At 53.9% G+C, this 20,333-nt stretch carries 20 protein-coding genes and 1 other RNA gene; 11 read left to right on the plus strand and 10 right to left on the minus strand.

What is annotated here, in order from left to right:
• Positions 1-162: 162 nt before the first annotated feature.
• From B4N58_RS02735 to B4N58_RS02745, 3 genes are read left to right on the plus strand one after another with little or no spacing between them, the layout of a single operon-like run.
• On the plus strand, positions 163-996 hold the full coding sequence (locus B4N58_RS02735) for a tetratricopeptide repeat protein (RefSeq protein ID WP_291745541.1): 834 nt from the start codon (positions 163-165) through the stop codon (positions 994-996).
• Entirely contained in the window at positions 993-1,298 is a 306-nt protein-coding gene (locus tag B4N58_RS02740) for a hypothetical protein (protein ID WP_291745543.1), read from the plus strand. The genes B4N58_RS02735 and B4N58_RS02740 overlap by 4 nt, the downstream gene beginning before the upstream one ends.
• An 8-nt stretch (positions 1,299-1,306) precedes the next feature.
• Positions 1,307-2,290: an ATP-binding protein gene (locus B4N58_RS02745; protein ID WP_291745545.1), complete on the plus strand. Its 984-nt coding sequence runs from the start codon at positions 1,307-1,309 to the stop codon at positions 2,288-2,290.
• Here B4N58_RS02745 and B4N58_RS02750 read toward each other — a convergent pair.
• Positions 2,287-3,372, minus strand: a complete 1,086-nt coding sequence (locus B4N58_RS02750) for an HD-GYP domain-containing protein (protein WP_291745546.1) — start codon at positions 3,370-3,372, stop codon at positions 2,287-2,289. The two genes, B4N58_RS02745 and B4N58_RS02750, sit on opposite strands and share 4 nt — an antisense overlap.
• Positions 3,373-3,521: 149 nt before the next feature.
• On the opposite strand from B4N58_RS02750, the gene B4N58_RS02755 reads away from it, so the two are divergent.
• Complete coding sequence (locus tag B4N58_RS02755) at positions 3,522-3,830, plus strand: hypothetical protein (protein WP_291745548.1); 309 nt, start codon at positions 3,522-3,524, stop codon at positions 3,828-3,830.
• Here the strand turns inward: B4N58_RS02755 and B4N58_RS02760 are convergent.
• Both B4N58_RS02760 and B4N58_RS02765 read right to left on the minus strand, forming a co-directional pair.
• Positions 3,814-4,317: a disulfide bond formation protein B gene (locus B4N58_RS02760; RefSeq protein WP_291745549.1), complete on the minus strand. Its 504-nt coding sequence runs from the start codon at positions 4,315-4,317 to the stop codon at positions 3,814-3,816. The genes B4N58_RS02755 and B4N58_RS02760 overlap by 17 nt on opposite strands.
• Positions 4,318-4,320: 3 nt before the next feature.
• Complete coding sequence (locus B4N58_RS02765) at positions 4,321-4,674, minus strand: hypothetical protein (RefSeq protein ID WP_291745551.1); 354 nt, start codon at positions 4,672-4,674, stop codon at positions 4,321-4,323.
• 128 nt (positions 4,675-4,802) lie between these two features.
• On the opposite strand from B4N58_RS02765, the gene tal reads away from it, so the two are divergent.
• The gene (gene tal / locus B4N58_RS02770) at positions 4,803-5,753 is read left to right on the plus strand and encodes a transaldolase (protein WP_291745553.1); all 951 of its coding nucleotides are present in this window, start codon (positions 4,803-4,805) and stop codon (positions 5,751-5,753) included.
• Positions 5,754-5,991: 238 nt separating this feature from the next.
• On the opposite strand, the gene B4N58_RS02775 is transcribed toward tal, so the two are convergent.
• The 7 genes from B4N58_RS02775 to B4N58_RS02805 form a co-directional block, all read right to left on the minus strand.
• Positions 5,992-7,212: a CaiB/BaiF CoA transferase family protein gene (locus B4N58_RS02775; protein WP_291745556.1), complete on the minus strand. Its 1,221-nt coding sequence runs from the start codon at positions 7,210-7,212 to the stop codon at positions 5,992-5,994.
• 25 nt (positions 7,213-7,237) lie between these two features.
• Positions 7,238-7,873: a recombination mediator RecR gene (gene recR / locus B4N58_RS02780; RefSeq protein WP_008250216.1), complete on the minus strand. Its 636-nt coding sequence runs from the start codon at positions 7,871-7,873 to the stop codon at positions 7,238-7,240.
• Positions 7,874-7,882: 9 nt separating this feature from the next.
• Entirely contained in the window at positions 7,883-8,209 is a 327-nt protein-coding gene (locus B4N58_RS02785; RefSeq protein WP_040512993.1) for a YbaB/EbfC family nucleoid-associated protein, read from the minus strand.
• 22 nt (positions 8,210-8,231) lie between these two features.
• Positions 8,232-9,992, minus strand: a complete 1,761-nt coding sequence (dnaX, locus tag B4N58_RS02790) for a DNA polymerase III subunit gamma/tau (protein ID WP_291745557.1) — start codon at positions 9,990-9,992, stop codon at positions 8,232-8,234.
• Between the two features lie 46 nt (positions 9,993-10,038).
• An RNA gene (gene ffs, locus B4N58_RS02795) (signal recognition particle sRNA small type) lies at positions 10,039-10,135 on the minus strand.
• Between the two features lie 10 nt (positions 10,136-10,145).
• On the minus strand, positions 10,146-13,382 hold the full coding sequence (locus B4N58_RS02800) for a UvrD-helicase domain-containing protein (RefSeq protein WP_291745559.1): 3,237 nt from the start codon (positions 13,380-13,382) through the stop codon (positions 10,146-10,148).
• On the minus strand, positions 13,375-15,891 hold the full coding sequence (locus B4N58_RS02805) for a PD-(D/E)XK nuclease family protein (RefSeq protein WP_291745561.1): 2,517 nt from the start codon (positions 15,889-15,891) through the stop codon (positions 13,375-13,377). Before B4N58_RS02805 ends, B4N58_RS02800 begins: the two co-directional genes overlap by 8 nt.
• Positions 15,892-16,084: 193 nt before the next feature.
• Here B4N58_RS02805 and trxA point away from each other — a divergent pair, with 193 nt between their 5' ends.
• The 6 genes from trxA to B4N58_RS02835 all read left to right on the plus strand — a co-directional run.
• Positions 16,085-16,414 carry a thioredoxin TrxA gene (gene trxA / locus B4N58_RS02810; RefSeq protein ID WP_008250211.1) on the plus strand — a complete coding sequence of 110 codons (330 nt, stop codon included), beginning with the start codon at positions 16,085-16,087 and terminating at the stop codon, positions 16,412-16,414.
• A gap of 122 nt (positions 16,415-16,536) precedes the next feature.
• The gene (gene rho, locus B4N58_RS02815) at positions 16,537-17,793 is read left to right on the plus strand and encodes a transcription termination factor Rho (RefSeq protein WP_008250210.1); all 1,257 of its coding nucleotides are present in this window, start codon (positions 16,537-16,539) and stop codon (positions 17,791-17,793) included.
• Positions 17,794-17,873: 80 nt separating this feature from the next.
• The gene (locus B4N58_RS02820; protein WP_291745563.1) at positions 17,874-18,290 is read left to right on the plus strand and encodes a polymorphic toxin type 44 domain-containing protein; all 417 of its coding nucleotides are present in this window, start codon (positions 17,874-17,876) and stop codon (positions 18,288-18,290) included.
• 2 nt (positions 18,291-18,292) lie between these two features.
• Positions 18,293-18,853 (plus strand): hypothetical protein, encoded by a 561-nt coding sequence (locus B4N58_RS02825; protein ID WP_291745565.1) that lies wholly within the window; start codon positions 18,293-18,295, stop codon positions 18,851-18,853.
• Positions 18,854-18,909: 56 nt separating this feature from the next.
• Positions 18,910-19,503: a LemA family protein gene (locus tag B4N58_RS02830; protein WP_008250209.1), complete on the plus strand. Its 594-nt coding sequence runs from the start codon at positions 18,910-18,912 to the stop codon at positions 19,501-19,503.
• 8 nt (positions 19,504-19,511) lie between these two features.
• A partial coding sequence (locus B4N58_RS02835; RefSeq protein WP_291745568.1) for a TPM domain-containing protein occupies positions 19,512-20,333 on the plus strand: 822 nt, incomplete at its 3' end.

Consider the following 20,333-nt stretch of genomic DNA (forward strand, 5'->3'; position numbering starts at 1 on the left):
GAAAAAGAAAGAGCCAACGCCAAAGAAACAATGGGCAAACTGACTGTTAAACTGACTGGTGTGATGGTGATCACCATGCTGCCAGCCTTGCTGATCATGACTGGCGGCCCCGGTATCATCTCCATTATTCGTGCATTTGAACGGGTTGGAGGTTAAAGCGTGTTGAGCAGTCGTTTAATTTCAGGACAATTCAGTCGACAACTGGCCACAGTGGCCTTGCCATTGATTCTGGCCGCGTGTGCAACACCGCAGCAGTCACCCAATGCCCCTGCGCCGGCACCCGAGCCCGCAATTACGCCCAGCGTGCCCAACATCAGTGCCACCAGCCCCACGCAAGATGCATTGATCGAAGCCGAACGCAAAGAACTTGACCGGGAAGACGAACAAACCAGAAAAGCCCGCGCCGAACGCGAGAAAAACCTGCACCTGAAACTTGTTCAAACCATGATTGAACAGGACAACGCCTACGCAGCCCTGGCCCACCTGGATGCTTACGACCAGAAATGGGGATCCGATCGGCAAAGCAAACAACTGCGCGCCGATTCACTGCGAAAAACCAGCCAGCTGGACCAAGCCGAGCTGGTTTACAAATCACTGCTGAGCGGACAAGGTCAACAAAAAAGCGGGCCGGTTTGGTATGGCTTGGGCAAAGTGGCCATTGAACGAGGCGACTTGAAAACCGCAGCAACCCGACTGGAGAAATCCATTCAGGTTGACCCGCTGAACATCAATGCCTACTCGGACCTGGGTTTGGTGTACTTGCTGGAAGGCCAGAAAGAACCGGCTTACAACACGCTGATGAAAGCCAATCAACTGGCCAGCGGCGATTCGAAGATCATGGCCAACCTCGCCTTGTGGGGCCTGGTATTTGATGATTTCAACATGGCCATGGACATCGCAGACCGACTGCAATGGTCTGACAACACCCGCAACCAGGTGATGTCGCAAGCCAATTCCATCAAACGGCGTTTTGACGCCAAAGGAAATACCCAATGAACTCAAGCAAGCAATGGATATTGGCAGCCGTGTTAAGTGCCTCCCCCTTGTTGGTTGCCGCGCAGGACGCTGCGCCCACGACAAACCAAGGCTCATCGTACATTTCCGGCACCACCGATGCGGAAACTGGCCTAAGCACCCGCACCTGGCTGAAAGAGCAGGCCGAGGGAATTAACAGGGGCGAGGTTGAAGCCTACAGTGCTGAATCAGCCGGCAAAGCCTACCGGGCGTACACCGATTCAATTGGTTCCAAAGACCAAAAAGCACCGGTGTCTCAGGTTTCAACGATCAAGACCAACTAAATTCTTACGTGCTGCGCCTGCTACTCAAACTGCTGTCTTTTGTCACTGGCCAACGGCTGCTGACACCCGAGCAGGCCGCAAGCCAACAACTTGAACTCAACGACCTGCGCAGCAAACAGGCTGCACTGGAATCACTGTCCAGCAAACTGCGCAGCGAGATGAAACGCCAGCAAGCCCTGGCACACGAACAGTTAAAAGAAACCAAAAGTTCACATGAACAAATACTGTCCGCCCGGCAGTCTGAAATTGACAGCCTGAAAGAATCACTGGGTCAACTGAATCAAAGTGTCGACATTGAAACCCAGCGACAACTGAAAGAGAACAACGATTTACTCAGTCAGTTGAACTGGTTGTCTGGCACCATTGCCCACGACTTCAGGGCCCCACTTCGCGCCATCGATGCCTACTCTTTTTTCCTGGCCGACGACCTGGGCGAGAACGCGCCGCCCGAGGCCAGCCAGTCACTGGAAGAAATTCGCCGGAACGGCAAACGCATGGGTGTACTGCTGGACGCCCTGATTGAATACCTGCGTCTCGGTGTTTGCCCATTGAATGTTCAACTGCACGACCTCAACGAGACACTGGTGCAGGTGGTCAACGAGCATTTCGACTTTTCGCCGGTGCCAATTGAAATCCAGGTTCAAGGCAAATGGCGATTTGACAAGCCAATGATGATGAAGGCATTCAAAGAGTTGATTGACAACGCTGTGAAATTCTCCAAACCGGTGGAGTCTCCAAAAGTCATTATTCGGCAAAGCAGCCCAAATAATCTCGAAATTATCGACAATGGTGTGGGGTTTTCGGAAACACACGATGCCCAGAAATTTCAACTGTTTCACCGCATGCATGGCAATGACGAGTTCGAAGGCGAAGGCATTGGCCTGGCCACCGCCGAGCGCATTGCCTCTCGCCATCACATCGCCCTGAAATTAAACCGCGTGGGCAATCAAACAGTGGCCAGCTTGCAACTGCCTGAACGCGGATCGTTCTAAACCACCTTGGACAACAACTCCAGCAGGCCGGGTAATTTGCCAAGGTCTCGCCTGGGCAATGCATTGCGCACCTTGTTGCCATCGGTGGAGGTGTCGACCAATGCAGCGCCCGGGCCTGGAGAGGGCAAATTGCGAAACACCAGTACCACCGGGCTGATTGCGGTTTCACCCCGAATCAGGCTGCAACCAATCTGATTGCCGGTTAACTGCACCAGGCTGCCAGCCGGGTAAATTCCCAACTCCTCAAGAATGATGGCAGTGAAACAGCTGTACAAGTGGTCCGCATGGGCAAACAGGTCTTTTACAGCCTGCTCCGCCGTGAAATTGCTGCGGTAGTCGCGCTGGGCCATTCTTGCATTGAACGAATCGCACACACTCAACAGCACAGAGCCCACATTGTTGTTGGGTATCTGGTTCGGATACCCCGAACCATCGGGCAACTCGTGGTGCATGCGCACCGATTCAATCCAGATTTCATCCTTTACACCCAGCAACTTCAGTTTGTTGGCGCTTTGCTCCGGATGTTTGCGAATGGTTTCTCGCTGGTCTCGCGACAGTGGTTCAGTTTGAGCCCGCAAACGCGCCTGCAAAGTCAACATGCTGATGTTCATGGTCAACGCGGCTTTCAAATGCGAACTCAACTCGCCCTCTGAAAACCGGTTGCTGCACAAACCCACTCGAAACAGGGTCAAGGCCACCAGCATATGGTGCATCACTGGATAATCGTCAGCCGTGTGCCAGGCCAGGTAAGCGTAAGCAAGGTCGAAGTGATGAATAGCGATGTGCTTGAACCGCCCAGCGAGCTCGTCCATCACCAACACGAAAGTTTCAGGCTCTTCATCCACCAAGGCTTTGGACAACACCTTGTAACAACAATCCAGTTCTTCAAACAGATCCTGCGCTTGAAGGTATAGCAAAGTGGATTGAGTCAGTTCAGTTTCCAGCGCAACCAGGCTTTCCCCAGCCATGCGCGTACCCGGGTTGTAATGCTTGCCGGAATAAAGATACAAATGCTCGGGCGACAGTGACTTGCGTTGCAACAAAGGTTGCACCACCTGGGCATCTGAAATATTGATCAACATGGGGCAGACTCCTATTCGTCATGTTGATAACGAGTGGCTTGCCCAAAAGAAGATCGCCCGATCGGTGGAGTCCGTTTCAGGGATCTGCTGAACTGAGTGAAAAAAAGTGGTTTATTCGGAAAGTGGACAGACAGGCAAAGGTGAGATTCTTGGATCAAGTCAGATTCAGGTTCACCACCATGCAAGCCATACAACTGCACGCCACCCCAAAACACGACTTCCGCTTCCCGGAAACGGTTGAGCTTCAAATGGCTGCGCCATTGCTAGACAGCGACACCAACCTGGACGATGCATTGGCCTTGGTTCTGAATGCTGTCAGACAAAGCAAAAACCCGCATGCCATGGACGCACTGGGCGCCTTGCTGGGCTATATGGAAACCCTGGAAAGAAAACAGTTGAGCAGCCAAGGTACCCAGAACTGGGTGACCCTGGCCAACCCCATCACCATGAGCCTTTAACGTACTGTCGAGTACGAACAGCGATCAACAACACCAGGCCTTGCGCCAGAAAACCAAGTCCGCTCCACATGGGCAATGACAAGCCCAACAGGGGTGGAAATTCATCGGTGCACAAACCATCAGCAACAAACATATCGGGCCAGTACTGAACCCAAGGCAAGGCATTCAAAGTGTTTTGCAGGGGGTCGACGCCACAGGTTTGAGAAGGGTTGGACAACACCCACACGTGATAAAAAGCCACACCCGCCCCGGCCAGAAACCCCAGCAGCGTCAACAACACAAACACCGATGACCACATGCTTTTTTTGCTGGTCAAACCAATGCCGAGAAAGCCCAAGGCAGTTGCCAGGTAAGCGTAACGCTGAATAATGCACAGCGGGCAGGGAAACCATTCTTTGCTGATTTGAAAGAACAGTGCAGCCCCAAGCGCACCGAAACTAATGGCCAGGCCCAGGCTGGCCCAAGGCCGTGCGGAAGAATATTGCATGATTTATTGCTTGCTTTGTACCCAGTCCTGGGTCGATTGAAAAATAGCACTCATGGCCGACAGGTAGCGCCTGGTTTCCTCACCAAGTGGATTGTGCTCCATGCACAAAAAAGCGAACCTCAGTTTCTTGAAGCCTATGGTGCCTGCGGCTCCGGCGCTTCGGTGCGCCATGGATTTAAACGCTTTTTCCTCGATGGAGAAAGGATCAAAACCAGGCACAAACCAGATTTCACGCGTTTCTTCGAAAAACTCCTGTGCGAATTCCTGCAGCATTTCAAGCCCCAATTCACTCTCGAGGCGTCCCCATTGATCATCATCAATCAAGGGTTGTTGTTCCAATTCTTGTTCAGAATACATGGCGAGTACTCATTGTTTGTTGTGTTTTTTTTAATTCCTGTTCAAAGGATACTATTTCATTCATCAAATAAATGCCTTAAAAGCCTATACTGAGGCGTACTTCGTTGAATTTTCGCCACCATCAAGCCATGAGCAACGCATTAGAACAACTGAAACAAGCCACCACTGTGGTGGCTGACACGGGTGATTTTCAGGCAATTGCCGCCTTTCTTCCCCAAGACGCCACCACCAACCCATCGCTGATTTTAAAAGCAGTTCAAAAACCACAATATTTGCCCCTGCTGGAGCAAATCAAGGTTGCATATGGCCATGAGCCGCTTGAGCTGCAAACTGATCGCCTGTTGGTGGCTTTTGGCACTGAAATTCTGAAAATTATTCCTGGTCGTGTTTCCACCGAAGTGGATGCGAGGCTTAGCTTCGACACAGAGGCCACCATTGCCCGCGCCAAGCGAATTGTGTCCCTGTACCGGGCTGAAGGCATTGACACTGAAAAACGCCTGTTGATCAAAATCGCCTCCACCTGGGAAGGCATTCAAGCAGCCAAGGTTCTGGAAGCCGAGGGCATTCATTGCAACCTCACCCTGCTGTTTTCACCCATTCAAGCGCATGCCTGCGCCAAAGCCGGTGTTCAATTGATTTCACCTTTTGTGGGTCGAATTTATGACTGGTACAAAAAATCGGCTGGCAGCAGTTGGGATGAAGCCGCCAATGCGGGCGTGAACGATCCTGGCGTGCAATCGGTGCGCCGCATTTACGCCTACTACAAACAAAATGAAATTCGCACCGAAGTGATGGGTGCCAGCTTTCGAAATGCGGGGCAAATCAAGGCGCTTGCGGGCTGCGATCTGCTCACCATCAGCCCAGAGTTACTCGCTGAGCTGCGAGCAGACGATGTGCCATTGAATGTGGAACTGGGTGTTGATTGGGCCCTTGCCCAACCCCGTGAAACATTCCCTGATGGCGAAGCGGCATTTCGCTTTGAACTGAATGCCGACGCCATGGGCACAGAGAAGCTGGCAGAGGGCATTCGGGCGTTTGTGAAAGACTCGGTTACGCTGGATGGCTTGTTGAAGGCGTGAGGTGTTGGTGAGGCGCAGATTTGCAGCAGCATCGCATCGTTCTGCCGATTCAAGATCAAGTCGCCCGGTTTGATTCGAAGCGAGGGGCGACCTGCAAGGTCGATGCGAAGACGCTTTTGCGTTTCGCATGCCCCAAGCAAGATTCAACACCGGGGAATTCGACTTGGATCAAGGCAGAATGAGTGATGCGCTGCAAATCACGAATCACAATCACTAATCACTAAGCACTAAGCACTATTCAAATTACGCCATCATCCACCATGCGCTGAATCTCCTCAGCCGAATAACCCAGCCCCTCTAGCACCTGCGCATTGTGCTCACCCAGCTTGGGCCCAAGCCAACGGGTTTGCCCGGGCGTATCGCTTAACTTGGGCACAATACCCGGTACTTTCAAAGTTCGGTCTTCGCCAAACGCATGTTCTTCAATCATGCCGCGTGCCGCAAATTGGGGGTCATGCACAATGTCTTCAATGCTGTAAATTTTGCTGACCGGCACATCTGCTTTTTCAAGCACTTCAAGCGCCTCATCAATGCTGCGTTCTTTGCACCACTGGGCAATCGTGTCGTCAATCAACTCGGTGTGGCGAACCCTGCCATCGTTGCTGGCCATGTCGGGGTTTTCTGCAAAATCGCTTCGACCAATCGCAATCATTAAGCGCTTGAAAATTGCATCGCCATTGCCACCAATCACAATGAATCCACCACAACCGCAGGTGTAGGTGTTCGACGGCACAATGCCCGGCAAACTGGCACCCGAACGTTTGCGCACCACGCCTGCGAAGTCGTACTCGGGCAACAGGCTTTCCATCATGTTGAACACCGATTCATACAGGGCCACATCCACCACCTGCCCTTTGCCAGTTTTGTGGCGGTGTTGCAAGGCCATCAGCGCACCGATTACCGCATGCAAACCAGCCAAAGAATCGCCAATCGAAATACCCACGCGCACAGGCGGGCGATCGGTGTCGCCACTTAAAAAACGCATGCCCCCAATCGATTCAGCAATCGCACCAAAACCTGGGCGGTCTTTGTACGGGCCGGTTTGGCCATAGCCACTCAATCGAACCACAATCAGGCCGGGGTTCAAGGCCTGTAATTGTTCAGGACTCAGCCCCCATTTTTCAAGTTGCCCCGGGCGAAAGTTCTCGACCAGCATGTCGGCACTTTCAATCAGCTTGCACAACACAGCCAGCCCTTCTTCGGCTTTTAAGTTCAGGGTGATCGATTTTTTGTTGCGGGCCTGCACAGCCCACCACAGGGAGTTGCCCTCGTGCAGCACACGCCATTTGCGAATGGGGTCGCCGGTGCCGGGCGTTTCAACCTTGATCACTTCGGCACCGAATTCACCCAGCATTCGGCTTGCAAAAGGCCCCGCAATCAGCGAACCCAATTCAAGTACGCGGATGCCAGCCAATGGGCCGTTGTTAACAGGTGACGATTGCTCAGGGGAATTGGTCATGATGTGCACTTGTGCATGCGAAACATTATTCCGGGTCAGAACCCAACTGGCGGCGGTCCAACAAAGCCCGCGCTACAGTGCTGGGATCGGTGTATTCAAGCTCACCGCCAATTGGCACGCCACGGGCAAGGCGGCTTACTTTCAACGCCATGCGGCGAATTCGATCGGTGAGAAACACGGCAGTGGCCTCGCCTTCGTTGGTGAAATTGGTGGCCAGAATAACTTCCTTCACTTCGCTGTCGTCCAGTCGCTGGCTCAGCTTGGGCCAATCCAGCGACTCGGGGCGCACACCGTCCAAAGGCGAAGCTCGGCCCATCAGCACGTAGTAATAACCGCGATAGGTTTGGGTGGCTTCAATGGCAGCCAGGTCGGCCGGGGTTTCAACCACGCACAGCAAACCGGGGTTGCGGCGGGTGTCGCTGCAAATGGAACACACATCGGCATGGCAAAAATTGTTGCACATACTGCAGTGGCGAATTTCAGCCACCGCTTTCAGCAGCGATTCGCCCAAGGCTGTGGCAGCCTGACGATCATTTTGCAACAGGTGGAAAGCCAGGCGTTGCGCCGACTTTGGCCCTACTCCGGGCAAGCGTTTAAGCGCTTGCACCAGATCAACCAAGGGGTCGAGGCCATCGAAGGCGTCAAACGCGGAACGGCTCATGGGTATTACTTAGAATGGCATTTTGAAGCCGGGGGGCATTGGGAAACCAGCGGTGACTGAAGACATTTTTTCAGTCATGGTGGCTTCGGCCTTGCGCACAGCGTCATTGAATGCAGCAGCCACCAGGTCTTCCAGCATGTCTTTGTCTTCGCCCAACAGCGAAGGGTCGATGGTAATGCGCTTGCAATCGTGCTTGCAGGTCATCACCACTTTCACCATGCCACCGCCCGATTGTCCTTCAACTTCCAGGGCACCGATCTCGGCCTGCATTTTGGCCATCTTTTCCTGCATTTGCTGGGCTTGTTTCATCAAGCCGGCCAATTGGCCTTTCATCATGTTCATGTCGAAATCTCTCCTGTCAAATATCGGCTGGGCCTGTGTTGCTCAGCGTGCGTTCTGAACCTGAGACCACGGTTGCGCCCATCAAGTTCTGAATGTCTTTTAAAAACGGGTCTTCCTGCAAAGCCTGCTTGGCCCCCTCAAGGGCCTGCCTGCGGGTTTCACTTTGCACAGCGTGCGCGGTTTGCTGCGCCTCGCCAAACTGCATTTGCAGCCGTACGGTACTTCCATAGTACTGGCCAAGGGCACCTTCGAGGCGGGTCACCATGCTGGCCTCGGTGTAGGCCTTGATTGCCGTGCGCAAAACAATTTGCAGTACGTCGCCTTCCCGGCTGGCCTCAACCAGTTCGGCCTGCACCAATGCCTGGCGTGTCAGGCCTTTGGCTGGCACTTCTTGGGACACCTGCGGCCAATTGGTTGCGCTGGGCAAATCACCGCTGGCTGACTGGTTGTACACCGGCTGTGGCTTGATGGCGGGCGCAACGGGTTGCGATTGGGCCACCGGCAAATCATCGGCAGTGTCCCAAGGCGGCGACTCATCGAAGTCATCTGCCAATGCAGGGGCAGCGGCCTGGGGCGCAGCTTTGGGTACAGGTGATTGGGCAACTGCTGGTTTTGCTGCCATCACGGGCACTGTCGCTTTCACGACTGCCGGGGCCAATGGTGCAGAACGAGTGACTGCGCCCTGCCCACCCGGCTTGAACGCCAGCATGCGCACCAGTGCCATGGAAAACCCAATGTGTTCTTCCGGGGCCAAATGCAATTCAGCGCGGGCGTGGGTGGCAATTTGATAAATCAATTGCAGGTCTTCAGCACCAAAGGCGCCTTGCAGGTTTTGCAATGCGGCCTGATCGGGGTCATCGGCATCAAGCCCGCCCGCGAAGTGCGCAACAGAAAGCCGATAAGCAATGGCGGCCAGTTCATCGAGAATGGCACCAAACGGCGCACTGGCTGTGGCCAGGGCATTGCTCAATTCAAGCAGGGCCTTGCCATCGCCTTGGGCCAGGGCTTGCAACAATTGGTGTACCACTTGCTGGTCGATGGCACCCAGCATGGTTCTCACCGTGTCCTCAGTGACATGGCCTGCGCTGTAAGCAATGACCTGATCGGTCAGTGAAAGCGCATCACGCACACTGCCGCGTGCGGCCTTGGCCAACAGGCGCAAAGCACCGGGCTCGAAGGCAATTTGTTCTTCAGAAAGAATGTGCGCCAGGTGATCGGCCAACTGGTCGGGCGGCAACTGCCGCAGGGCAAATTGCAGGCAACGCGACAGCACGGTGGCCGGAATTTTTTGCGGATCGGTGGTGGCCAGAATAAACAGCACATGCCCCGGTGGTTCTTCCAGCGTTTTCAGCATGGCGTTGAACGCACTGGTGGACAGCATGTGCACTTCGTCGATCACATACACTTTGTAGCGGCCTGCCGTGGGTGCATACATTGCGTTTTCAAGCAAAGCACGCATTTCATCCACACGCGTGTTGGTGGCCGCATCCACTTCCAGCAGATCAACAAATCGACCCTGACTGATTTCAACACAGGCCTGGCATTTGCCGCAGGGGGTGCGACTAATGCCCTGTTCGCAATTCACTGCTCGGGCAAGAATTCGTGCAATCGTGGTTTTGCCCACGCCGCGTGTGCCCGTGAACAAATAGGCATGGTGAAGGCGTTGATTGTCGAGCGCGTGGGAAAGGGCTTTGACCACGTGGGCCTGGCCCACCAGCGAATCAAAGTCTCGCGGTCGCCATTTTCGAGCCAAAGCCTGAGATGCAGTTTGATTCATTCAGAGTGGGTCCACGTTTGTGTGCACAGGTGTGTCCAACAAATTAAGAGGCGAGCCAGAACCCCGGCACTGACTTCACGGTTGTGGCTGCTTCCTTCCGGACCTGACCAGGTTGGCCGCTACGCCATGCGGGGAGGCCCGCCAGACTGAATTCTACACCGAAGTCAGCCAGTGAACTTCGCCATGCCGGTCAATCAGTGCAGCTTGTGTGGGCGCTGGTTTATCCCCCTTGTTCAGGCTCAGGTCAACTAAACCCACGTATTCAAGCACTTGCTGGGTATAGCCTTGTAAATTGCCTGAATTTACTGCCCATTTGTAGTCCAGCACCAGAAAACGGTCGGGCAACTCGAGCACCCGGTCAGCCCGCAGCGATCGGCCATCGCCCAATACCCATTCCAGTTCATTGAACACGCTGTGGTTGTTGGCCACCGCCCCCTGCAACCAGGGCTGCAAATCGCCTTTGTTCACCAGCAAACGGCAGGCTTGCTCCACATGCTGCAATTCATCATCGCGCAGGGGGCGAAACACCGCCTCGCAACGCACGGCCACCTTCGCCCACCAGGCATCGAACGGCGTTTCAGCCAGCTCATCCACCCATTCAAGCGCGGCATGCCAGGCCGTGCCTTTTCGCAGCTCGGGCGAGGTAAGCCGGGGCACCACATTGCCCACAGGCGCACTCAATGCATTGAGCACCGGAAACTGCGGGCGCACCCACAGTGCTGGTGGATCAAACAAGCCCGCCAATTCAGCCTGGCCTGGCCCTTGCACCGCGCCTTGCGGCATGGGCCATGTGCTGTGCACCTGTGTGGCAAAGGGCAACAAACGCTCATACCAGCCCTTGCTGGCGCCCCGCTTTTCACTGCCACTCAAGTGAATGGAATGCCGGGCGCGGGTTAGCGCCACATACAGCAGGTGGTCTTCTTCATCGGCATAGGCTTGTTGTTCAATTTGTTGTGCGGCAGCACGGCCTGGGCTGGGGTTACCTAAATTGCCCATCACCGTGACTGACTTGGGGTGCGATTCGCCCAAGGCCCAATCAATCAGCAAACCCGCATTGCTGCCACCCGGTTTGGGCGACGAGTTTGCATCGAATAACCACACATGGTTGGCCTCCAGCCCCTTGGCTGAATGCACGGTCATGATGCGCAACACGTCGGGATTGTTGGCTGCACCTTCGCTGTCAGAACTTGCATAGGTTTGCAGTTTCACGGCCTCATCAAAGGCCTGTTGCAAACCAGGGAAACGACCCTTGTTCAAACCCAGCGCCCAAGCCTTCAACCAGTCCCAGTGCTCAGCCATCATGACCCGCTGACGCGGTGACGCAGAATTCAAATACTTTTCAGAGGCCTTGGTATCAGCAACCACTTTGGACAGGGTTTCAAACAGCGGCAAGGCGCGCGCCATGCGCAGCCATTCCGACAACTGCGCATGCAGCGCAGCCCACGGCGCTTTACATTGGCCGGCCAACAGCTCAAGCGTGCCCCACACCGTAGCAGTTTGATTCATTTTACCGGCTTGTATCAGGGCCTGAAATTGCGCTGAAGAAAGGCCAATGAGCGGACAACGCAGCAATTGCAACAAGTGCAAGTTGGCGTGCGGGTCGTTTAAAAACCCCAACAATGCAATGGTGTCGCCCCACACCTGCGAGGTGTAGCGCTCGCCTTTGTCTTTGATGGTGTAGGCCAGGCCCGCTTCACGCAGAGCAGCCATCAAGGGCACACCACTTTTGTGGGCACGCACCAGCACCATCACTTCACTTAAATTCTGGATGCTGCCATTGGCCAGCCATTGTTGCAGGGTTTGAACCACGCGCTGCGCTTCATCGGGACCTTCGTCTTCTTTGAGCAGCTTGGGATAAATATTCAAACCATTCAAGGTTGAAACGCTTTCGCCAGCCAAACTGGTGTGTGCGCGAAAAGCGGTTTGTCCCCGAGTTTGCCCTGGCTCGAACACGGCGTTAACTACATCAACCACAGACCGCGCACAACGTCGTGTTGAATCGGACTCCAAAGTTTTCGCGGCGAAGTGTTCAACCAGCCAAGCGCGCGCGTGGTTGAACAATCGCGCTTCGGCCCGTCGAAAACGATAAATGGATTGTTTGGGATCACCCACCAAAAACACACTGGGCTTGTCATCGCCACTGTAGTCTTGCAACCAGAGTTTCAGGATATTCCACTGCACAGGGTTGGTGTCCTGAAATTCATCCACCAACAAATGGTGCACGCGCGTATCCAGTTTTTGTTGCATGTAAGCACGCTGCTCATCATTCATCAGCATGCGCAAGGCTGTGGCTTCCAAGTCATCGAAATCGCACAAACCTTGCTCAAGCTTGATTGATTTGTAAGTGTCAAACAGTGGCTCAATCAATTGCGCCAAAGCGGCAGTCGCCTGCATGTCGAGCTGGTCTTTTTCAAGTTGCAAAGCCTGTGCAGTTTGCAGGGCCAGGCCCTCCAGTGTTCGCACATAGTCAGTTTCATCCACTGCAGTTTTTTGCCCCGCAGTCATCTTGAAAAAGTTTTTACTTGGTTCATTTTTTGCGGTTAAACACACTGCCTTTAACTGCTCAAACACATCCGCTGCATGCGCACCTTCGCGCAAGGCAGTCAGTGCTTTTTCAATGTCTACCGCATGGCCCTGCTGCTTCGCGGTGCCCAAGGCCAACCAGCCTGCAGCCTGTTGCCACTGCTCAAGATAATGCCTGTTGTTCAGCACCTCGACAGGCCATTGTTCGCCTTCACCAATTCCAAACACCCTATTCAACGGCGGCGCTTCGCTGTTGTGCAACCAAAGGCTGCAGGCCACACGATTGGTCAATGCATGCTGTAACACCTGCCGCACCACGGCGCGGTCCATTTGTGACACCAGCGTGTCAAAGGCTGGCAGCAACTCCGATTGATCGTTCAGCAAATTGGCAGTGAATACATCAATGGCCATGTCCATCCAGAACAGGGTTTGATCGGTGGGTTCGCTTTGCCTTGAAAAGCCGCTGGCCAACGGTGCCATTTGGCAAAGCGATGCAAACCAGCCATGGAAGGTGTCGATGGTTACCCCGCGTGAATTGGTCAACACCTCGCCTGCCAGTGCCCGCGCTTTATTCAAGTTGGCCTCATTGGCCACAGCGCCGCGTTCGGTCAACAGGGCGCTTAGTTTGTCATCACTCAACAAGGCACATTCACGCAACAAGCCAAACAGGCGTTCCTGCATTTCCTGCGCGGCTTTGCGTGTGAAAGTAATTGCCAGAATTTGATCGGGCCGCGCCCCGCTTAACAGCAAACGAAACAGACGTGCAGTGAGCAACCAGGTTTTGCCACTGCCCGCGCAAGCCTCCACAACAACGCTGTTGGCAGGGTTGCAGGCAATCGAGGTGAAATTGGTGTGCAAATCAGTCATCTTCACCCTCCTCAACATTCATGACTTCGTTGAATGCAGGGTGCGTTTCTGGCCTGCAAACGCCACGCACGGCGCAGTATTCACAAGCCTCACCCGGGTTGGCCTGCCACACCGCTTTGCCCTGAAAAAACGAATTCAGTTCAGTGGCCAGCTGGCTGAGCAACACCTCGCCCCACGACTTGAACCCCTGTTCACTGAACTCATTGCTTAACGGCGGAAAACTGACCCAATCCACTTTGTCTTTGTGCAAACCCAGAAAATCAAGTTGCGCACCCGGGCTGTTCAACATGGCCTGGTAGGCTGGCAGTTGAGGTTGACTCAGAGGGTCTGCCAGTCGCTTTTTCAACACAGCCGGGTTGGTAAATTTAATGTCTGAAATCGCCAGCGCTTCGCCCCGTGTGTCGAGCCTGTCGACCCGGCCTTTCAATGCAAGCGAGGCTCCGCTGGGTTGCAATACAAGTGTGTGTTCAACCTGCTGCTCTGCACCCTTGAACTGCCACCCCTGAATTTGACGTTCCATCAATTTACCGGCCAGGCGCGGCACAATTTGATCAAAAAACTTCAGGAAAGGGTAAACAGTTGCGCGGTCATCCAACTCCAGCTTGTTCCACACACGCTGGGCCTGGTCCAACAAGGTTTGTTTCCATGCTTGTAGTTGATTGACGGGCTGACCGGGCAAAGCCATGTGCTGTGCTGTTTTTTCCAGCACCTTGTGCACAAAAATACCGCGCAGCTGCTCATAGCGTATGGCACCGTCATCACGCTGCGCAGGCCAGGGCAAGGCATGTTTCAAACCAAAGCGGAGCCGACACGCCTTCCAGTCGTCCAGCGCGGTCACTCTCAACGACTCTGGTATCGAACCCGAATCGCTCAAAGCCGTTAACTGCAAGGCCTGCTCGGGTGCTTCGCGCACTTCAATTTCAAAATCGGATGGCGCGCGGTACCACTGGCTGGCCCAAGGCTGGGCATGGCTTTCGGAATCCCGCAACACAATGTCCAGCCACATCAATTCAGGCAACAGCATCTCGGGTTTGCCAGCCACTTGCGCACTGTGTACCAAGGTCACTTCATTGCTGTGCAACAGCAACTCGTACAAGGCAGATATTTTTTGAATTCGGGCCAGGCGCGGGCCGGGAAAACCCAATTCCTGTGCCACAGCGGGCGGCAACAAACCGGGTGGGCTTTCCTGAAAATGCGACTGTGCACAACCCAATACCAACACACGCTTGAATTGCCGCATGCGCGTACTGAGCAAGGGCACCATGCGCACGGGGCTTTCAATGTCCAACGGCCGAAAACGTTGCGATTCAGCCCAACTGCGCCAGGCTGCCAAAAATTCGTGTGCATCAAATTCGGTTTGTGCAGGCACTTGTCGCATCAAACCCAACACAGTCAGCAATTGTTGCCCTGCCTCGTCAGGCTGCAAGGCGGTATCCAGGCCATGTTTTTCAAACAAGGCCAGAAAAGCGCCTGCCCACTGCGCCAGCGGGTGTCGGCTCCCTGTTTTTCCGAAAGCCCAAGGCTCTAGGTGTTCAAGCGGCAAACCGGTGAAGGGCTGAACAATGTCGGTGAGTTGCCCTTGCGCTACAAACTGTTGCAACAAGTGGTCAAACCAGCCTGCAACATTCGAGGTGGACAAACGCCAGCCCGTGCGGTCGTCCACCAACACGCCTATATCTGCCAACAGCCCCACCAGCCGGCGCGCAGCCAGGCGATCCAGTACAGCCACCGCAATCTCGGTCACGGGGTCTTCCCGCAACCATTCCAGAATTTGATGCGCAGCCTGCTGGGCCTGCGTGGTTTCATCGGGCGCCACCTGCAACACCACGGGGCTGGGCTGGGTGTTAAAACGCGTCGCCCCCAATTGTTGCCAGGGTTGTGGGCCCTCAATGGCAGAAAGCCTGAACACCTGAACCGGCACCTCGGGGTAGAACAGTTCCAGCCAAAGGCCAGGCACAGTTTCGCCGTCATCAAACCACACCACATGCAGTGGCGGCTTGCCCCCGGGTTCGGCGGGTTTGGGCAACAGGTCCATGAGTTCAGCTGCATAGGTTTGAGCCAAAGTGGCCACCACCTGCGCCTCCTCGGCGGCGAAAGTGTTGTTCTCAACATACTGGGCAAGCGCACTTGTGTTGCGTTTTTGCACCAATACCTGTCGCAAGGCCAACTCCAGATATTCCTGGGCCAAACCCCACAATTGCGAGGGCGATGAACCGCCACCCAACAAAGGCAATTGCCGCAACACACCCACCAAATCAGCTTGCAGGGCTAGCCAGGGGCCCATGGCAGCAGGCTGGCTTAAGCGGTCTGCTGTTTGAATCCACGGGCCCAGCGTGGCAAGGCCTGCGTGGTGGCGGGCCCAGTGCCGTTTGAAGCTGCCCACAGTCTCGATGCGGGGCATCACCCACAACACCTGGCGGGCATCCAGACCCGATTGGCTCAGCCAGTCAAAGGCCGCCACAAACGGGGAGGCTTGAAAAGGATCGACAGAAACAGGGTGTTGGGTCAAAACGTGTATAGGCTGGTGTGTGTTGTTAAGTCGATTAAAACGTACGCGGGTTTGTGTTTCAGTTCGATTTCGCTGTACCATTCAGAATAGCATTTTCTTAAATGAAGAACTTTCATGGTCTGCGCGTGTGCTTTAATCACCCGGACACGCTTTGTGAACACCCTCCAAAGCAATTACCCAACTGAGGATTTAAATGAGCAGTGACCTGATCAAACACGTCAGTGACGCATCTTTCGACAGCGATGTTTTGAAAACCGACGGCCCAGTGCTGGTGGATTATTGGGCTGAATGGTGTGGTCCTTGCAAAATGATTGCGCCAATTCTTGATGACCTTTCATCTGAATACAACGGCAAGCTGCAAATTGCAAAGATGAACGTGGACGAGAATGCTGAAACGCCCGCCAAATACGGTATTCGCGGCATTCCAACCTTGATGTTGTTCAAGAACGGTGCCGTGGTCGCCACGAAGGTGGGTGCGTTGTCCAAATCACAGCTGGCCGCTTTTATCGACAGTCACCTGTAATACAATATTGATTGAGTCGCCCGGCATGTGCCGGGCATCGAACCCCCTCACTGCAGTAAAACCCCCACCCTTCGTTAACCTGTTTACCTCGCGGCGTTCGCCACCTACACAAATAGCCAAACATGTATCTATCTGAACTAAAAACGCAACACGTCTCTGCCCTACTTGAAGTGGCCGGTGGCCTTGAAATTGAAAACGCCAACCGCATGCGCAAACAGGAATTGATGTTCGCAATCCTGAAGAAACGCGCCAAAAACGGCGAGCAAATTTTCGGTGACGGTGTGCTCGAAGTACTGCCTGACGGCTTTGGCTTCCTGCGCTCACCAGAAACATCTTACCTGGCCAGCCCGGACGACATTTACATTTCCCCCAGCCAGATTCGCCGCTTCAACCTGCACACAGGTGACAGCATTGAAGGTGAAGTGCGCACCCCCAAAGACGGCGAGCGTTACTTTGCGCTGGTGAAGGTAGACAAGGTGAACGGCGAAGCGCCTGAAGCCAGCAAACACAAAATTCTGTTTGAAAACCTGACACCGCTACACCCGAACCAGCCCCTAAAGCTGGAACGTGACATGCGCGGCGAAGAAAACAACACAGGTCGTATCATCGACCTGGTGGCCCCAATCGGCAAAGGTCAGCGCGGTTTGCTGGTGGCCCCACCGAAATCGGGTAAAACCGTGATGCTGCAGCACATTGCGCACGCCATTACTGCCAATCACCCCGACATCACCTTGATAGTGTTGTTGATCGACGAACGCCCGGAAGAAGTGACCGAAATGATGCGCTCGGTGCGCGGTGAAGTGATTGCCTCCACATTCGACGAACCGGCAACCCGCCACGTGCAAGTTGCTGAAATGGTGATTGAAAAGGCCAAGCGCCTGGTTGAGCACAAACGCGACGTGGTCATTCTGCTGGATTCGATTACCCGTTTGGCCCGTGCGTACAACACGGTAGTGCCCTCTTCCGGCAAAGTTCTGACAGGTGGTGTAGACGCCAACGCCCTGCACCGCCCCAAGCGTTTCTTCGGTGCTGCACGTAACATTGAAGAAGGTGGCTCACTGACCATCATCGCAACTGCACTGGTCGACACCGGCAGCCGGATGGACGAGGTGATTTACGAAGAATTCAAGGGCACCGGCAATATGGAAATTCACATGGAACGCCGCATGGCGGAAAAGCGTGTGTACCCGGCCATCAACATCAACCGCTCTTCAACACGCCGCGAAGAATTGTTGATCAAGCCCGATTTGCTACAAAAGATTTGGGTGCTGCGCCGCTTGCTGCACGACATGGACGAAATTGCTGCGATGGAATTCCTGATGGACAAGATCCGTCAGACCAAAAACAACGCAGAGTTTTTCGAGATGATGAAGAAGTAAAGGGCTTTGAGGTGGGGCAAGGTGAAATTTGTCACCTTGCTTAACCTCGCAATAACATCTGGCATTTTGGGTTCTTCGAAATGTCCAATGACCAGACCTGCCTGACCAACAACGCTGCTGTTGGTACCCCCTGCCCTCCTCCAAACGTTTTCATCGAAATGAATATCAAATACTCGATAAATCGTGTTGGCAAGATTCTTTCTCCTTCCGACTTGTTGTGGTTTTACAATCAAGTCAGGAATAAAGGCCCCTGGGATTTCAAACAAAAAGGGCAGGGTTATGCCGATTTTGGAAACTTCCATTACGGTGCGATTGGCTATGCGATCGGAGTCCCTGAGCAAGTGCTGCTAAGAGCCGCGGGCTGGGCTCAAAGTAGAGCCGGAACTACGCTCAATTCTTTTGGCCACTGGGCCAAGGACGCACCATATGGTGACGACCCAAAGGATCAAATGCATATCCGAAACGGAATCGACTTCGCGAAACGAAAGGGATATTGAGAATGAAATACTTAATCTTCCTGACCATCATGATGCTTGCCGCCTGCCAGCCAACCCCTTTCGAATTTGATCGACTTTCAAGCACATTAAACTCGGCAGGTGATATTGCCGCCAGTTGGAGCGAGACCAGCGGTGGGGCCACGACCGATTTCGTGTATCGACTTCATATTCTCCAAAATAACTCTACTTCTCAAATCGATGCGGAAAGCGAAATTCTCAGAACAAACAGCATCGTCGACACCAAGGTTGAATGGCAATCGAGTCAGTCCTTGAAAATTACTTGTTTGCGTGGTGATGTCTACTTTTGGATAAACAGGGCGGTAGTGAATGACCGGAATATTCGCATTGAACTAGATAGCCAATGCCCGGAAGAAGTGCGAGACAAGTGGACTTACATCGCACCCAATACTGCAAAAGACAATATTCCGGAGATTGTTCTTGCTGACCCTCGTGTGCAACAATTATTGGATATGGAAAAAAACGCCTTGAAACCAGACACTGCCTTACGTGTTCTACACAACGATGAAAGAACAAAAGAAGTAATCGAGCTTCGTCAAAATTAGCCTGATAAACTCAACTCGCAGCACAATCAGTTAACCACCCCACAAGGAGCGTTCATATGAATCGCGTTTTCTCTCTGTTCACGTTGATGTTTGCGCTGACACTCAGCGGCTGCGGTTACAACACTATTCAAACCACGGACGAACAGGTCAAAGCCGCTTGGGCGGAAGTATTGAACCAGTACCAGCGCCGGGCCGACCTGGTGCCAAACCTGGTGAATGTGGTGAAGGCAGAAGCCAATTTTGAGCAAGAAACACTGACACAGGTGGTTGAGGCGCGCTCGAAAGCAACGTCGATTCAAGCCACTCCGGAATTGATCAACGACCCGGAAGCCTTCAACAAATTTCAGCAGGCTCAAGGTGAGCTAAGTGGTGCCTTGTCGCGGCTGTTGTTGATCACCGAGAACTACCCCAACCTGAAAGCCAACCAAGGCTTTCGTGATTTGCAAACGCAGCTTGAAGGCACCGAAAACCGGATCACCGTGGCACGCAACCGTTACATTAAATCGGTGCAAGACTACAACGTAACAGTGCGTTCATTCCCCAACAACCTGACTGCCATGGTCATGGGCTATGAAGTCAAACCAAGCTTTACGGTTGAAGACGAGGCTGCGATTTCCAAACCACCCACTGTAGATTTTGGTACCAAGTGACAACCACCATGCGCAACATGTTTAGCCGTTTTTGGCTGTTTACCCTGCTGGCGTTGATACTTGTACCTTTACCAGGGCCGCTGTGGGCTCAAGCGGGGGTTCAGGAAGTTCCAGTGCCCCCCTTGACTGCGCAAGTAGTCGATACCACCGGCACTTTGGGCGCTGACCAACAGACTGCCCTGATTCAAAAACTGCAGGCCTTTGAAGCTGCCAAAGGCAGCCAGATTGCCGTGTTGCTGATACAGACCACTGAACCTGAAACCATCGAGCAATACGCCCTGCGTGTGGCAGAAAACTGGAAAATTGGCCGCAAGAATGTGGACGATGGCGCCATTTTGGTGGTGGCTTTGCAAGACCGCGCGCTGCGCATTGAGGTGGGCTACGGCCTTGAAGGCGCACTGACCGACATCACTTCCAAACGAATTATTGAAGAAATTATTGTGCCGCAGTTTCGCCAAGGCGACTTTGCAGGTGGTGTGGCCGCTGGCGTGGACCAAATGATCAAAGTAATTGATGGCGAACCCTTGCCAGAGCCTGTTGCGCAACAAGCCGCAAACAAGGCAAGCACCATTGAAGACGTTGCACCGCTGCTGTTCATGGGGACGCTTTTCATCGGCGGATTTCTACGCAAAGCGGTTGGCAAATTACCCGCCGCAATGGCCACTGGCGGTTTGGTGTTTGTGGTGGCCTGGTTGTTTGCTGGTGCGGTGGTTTTCGCCTTGCTGGCTGCTGTGGTCGCTGCCCTGCTCACCCTGTTTGGCAACTCGGTGGGTGGCATTGGTGGTGGTCGCGGTGGCTTTGGTCGTGGCGGCGGGGGGTTTGGCGGCGGC

It is taken from the genome of Limnobacter sp. UBA3528, from assembly GCF_002377005.1.
In the GTDB taxonomy this organism is placed as follows: domain Bacteria; phylum Pseudomonadota; class Gammaproteobacteria; order Burkholderiales; family Burkholderiaceae_B; genus Limnobacter.

What these genes read in the sequence shown, in the direction of transcription:
- B4N58_RS02740 (WP_291745543.1), top strand. Translation starts at nt 993, where the DNA reads ATGAACTCAAGCAAGCAATGGATATTGGCAGCCGTGTTAAGTGCCTCC.
- B4N58_RS02750 (WP_291745546.1), bottom strand. Translation starts at nt 3,372, where the DNA reads ATGTTGATCAATATTTCAGATGCCCAGGTGGTGCAACCTTTGTTGCAA.
- B4N58_RS02760 (WP_291745549.1), bottom strand. Translation starts at nt 4,317, where the DNA reads ATGCAATATTCTTCCGCACGGCCTTGGGCCAGCCTGGGCCTGGCCATT.
- B4N58_RS02765 (WP_291745551.1), bottom strand. Translation starts at nt 4,674, where the DNA reads ATGTATTCTGAACAAGAATTGGAACAACAACCCTTGATTGATGATGAT.
- tal (WP_291745553.1), top strand. Translation starts at nt 4,803, where the DNA reads ATGAGCAACGCATTAGAACAACTGAAACAAGCCACCACTGTGGTGGCT.
- B4N58_RS02775 (WP_291745556.1), bottom strand. Translation starts at nt 7,212, where the DNA reads ATGACCAATTCCCCTGAGCAATCGTCACCTGTTAACAACGGCCCATTG.
- recR (WP_008250216.1), bottom strand. Translation starts at nt 7,873, where the DNA reads ATGAGCCGTTCCGCGTTTGACGCCTTCGATGGCCTCGACCCCTTGGTT.
- B4N58_RS02785 (WP_040512993.1), bottom strand. Translation starts at nt 8,209, where the DNA reads ATGATGAAAGGCCAATTGGCCGGCTTGATGAAACAAGCCCAGCAAATG.
- dnaX (WP_291745557.1), bottom strand. Translation starts at nt 9,992, where the DNA reads ATGAATCAAACTGCATCTCAGGCTTTGGCTCGAAAATGGCGACCGCGA.
- B4N58_RS02800 (WP_291745559.1), bottom strand. Translation starts at nt 13,382, where the DNA reads ATGACTGATTTGCACACCAATTTCACCTCGATTGCCTGCAACCCTGCC.
- trxA (WP_008250211.1), top strand. Translation starts at nt 16,085, where the DNA reads ATGAGCAGTGACCTGATCAAACACGTCAGTGACGCATCTTTCGACAGC.
- rho (WP_008250210.1), top strand. Translation starts at nt 16,537, where the DNA reads ATGTATCTATCTGAACTAAAAACGCAACACGTCTCTGCCCTACTTGAA.
- B4N58_RS02820 (WP_291745563.1), top strand. Translation starts at nt 17,874, where the DNA reads ATGTCCAATGACCAGACCTGCCTGACCAACAACGCTGCTGTTGGTACC.
- B4N58_RS02825 (WP_291745565.1), top strand. Translation starts at nt 18,293, where the DNA reads ATGAAATACTTAATCTTCCTGACCATCATGATGCTTGCCGCCTGCCAG.
- B4N58_RS02830 (WP_008250209.1), top strand. Translation starts at nt 18,910, where the DNA reads ATGAATCGCGTTTTCTCTCTGTTCACGTTGATGTTTGCGCTGACACTC.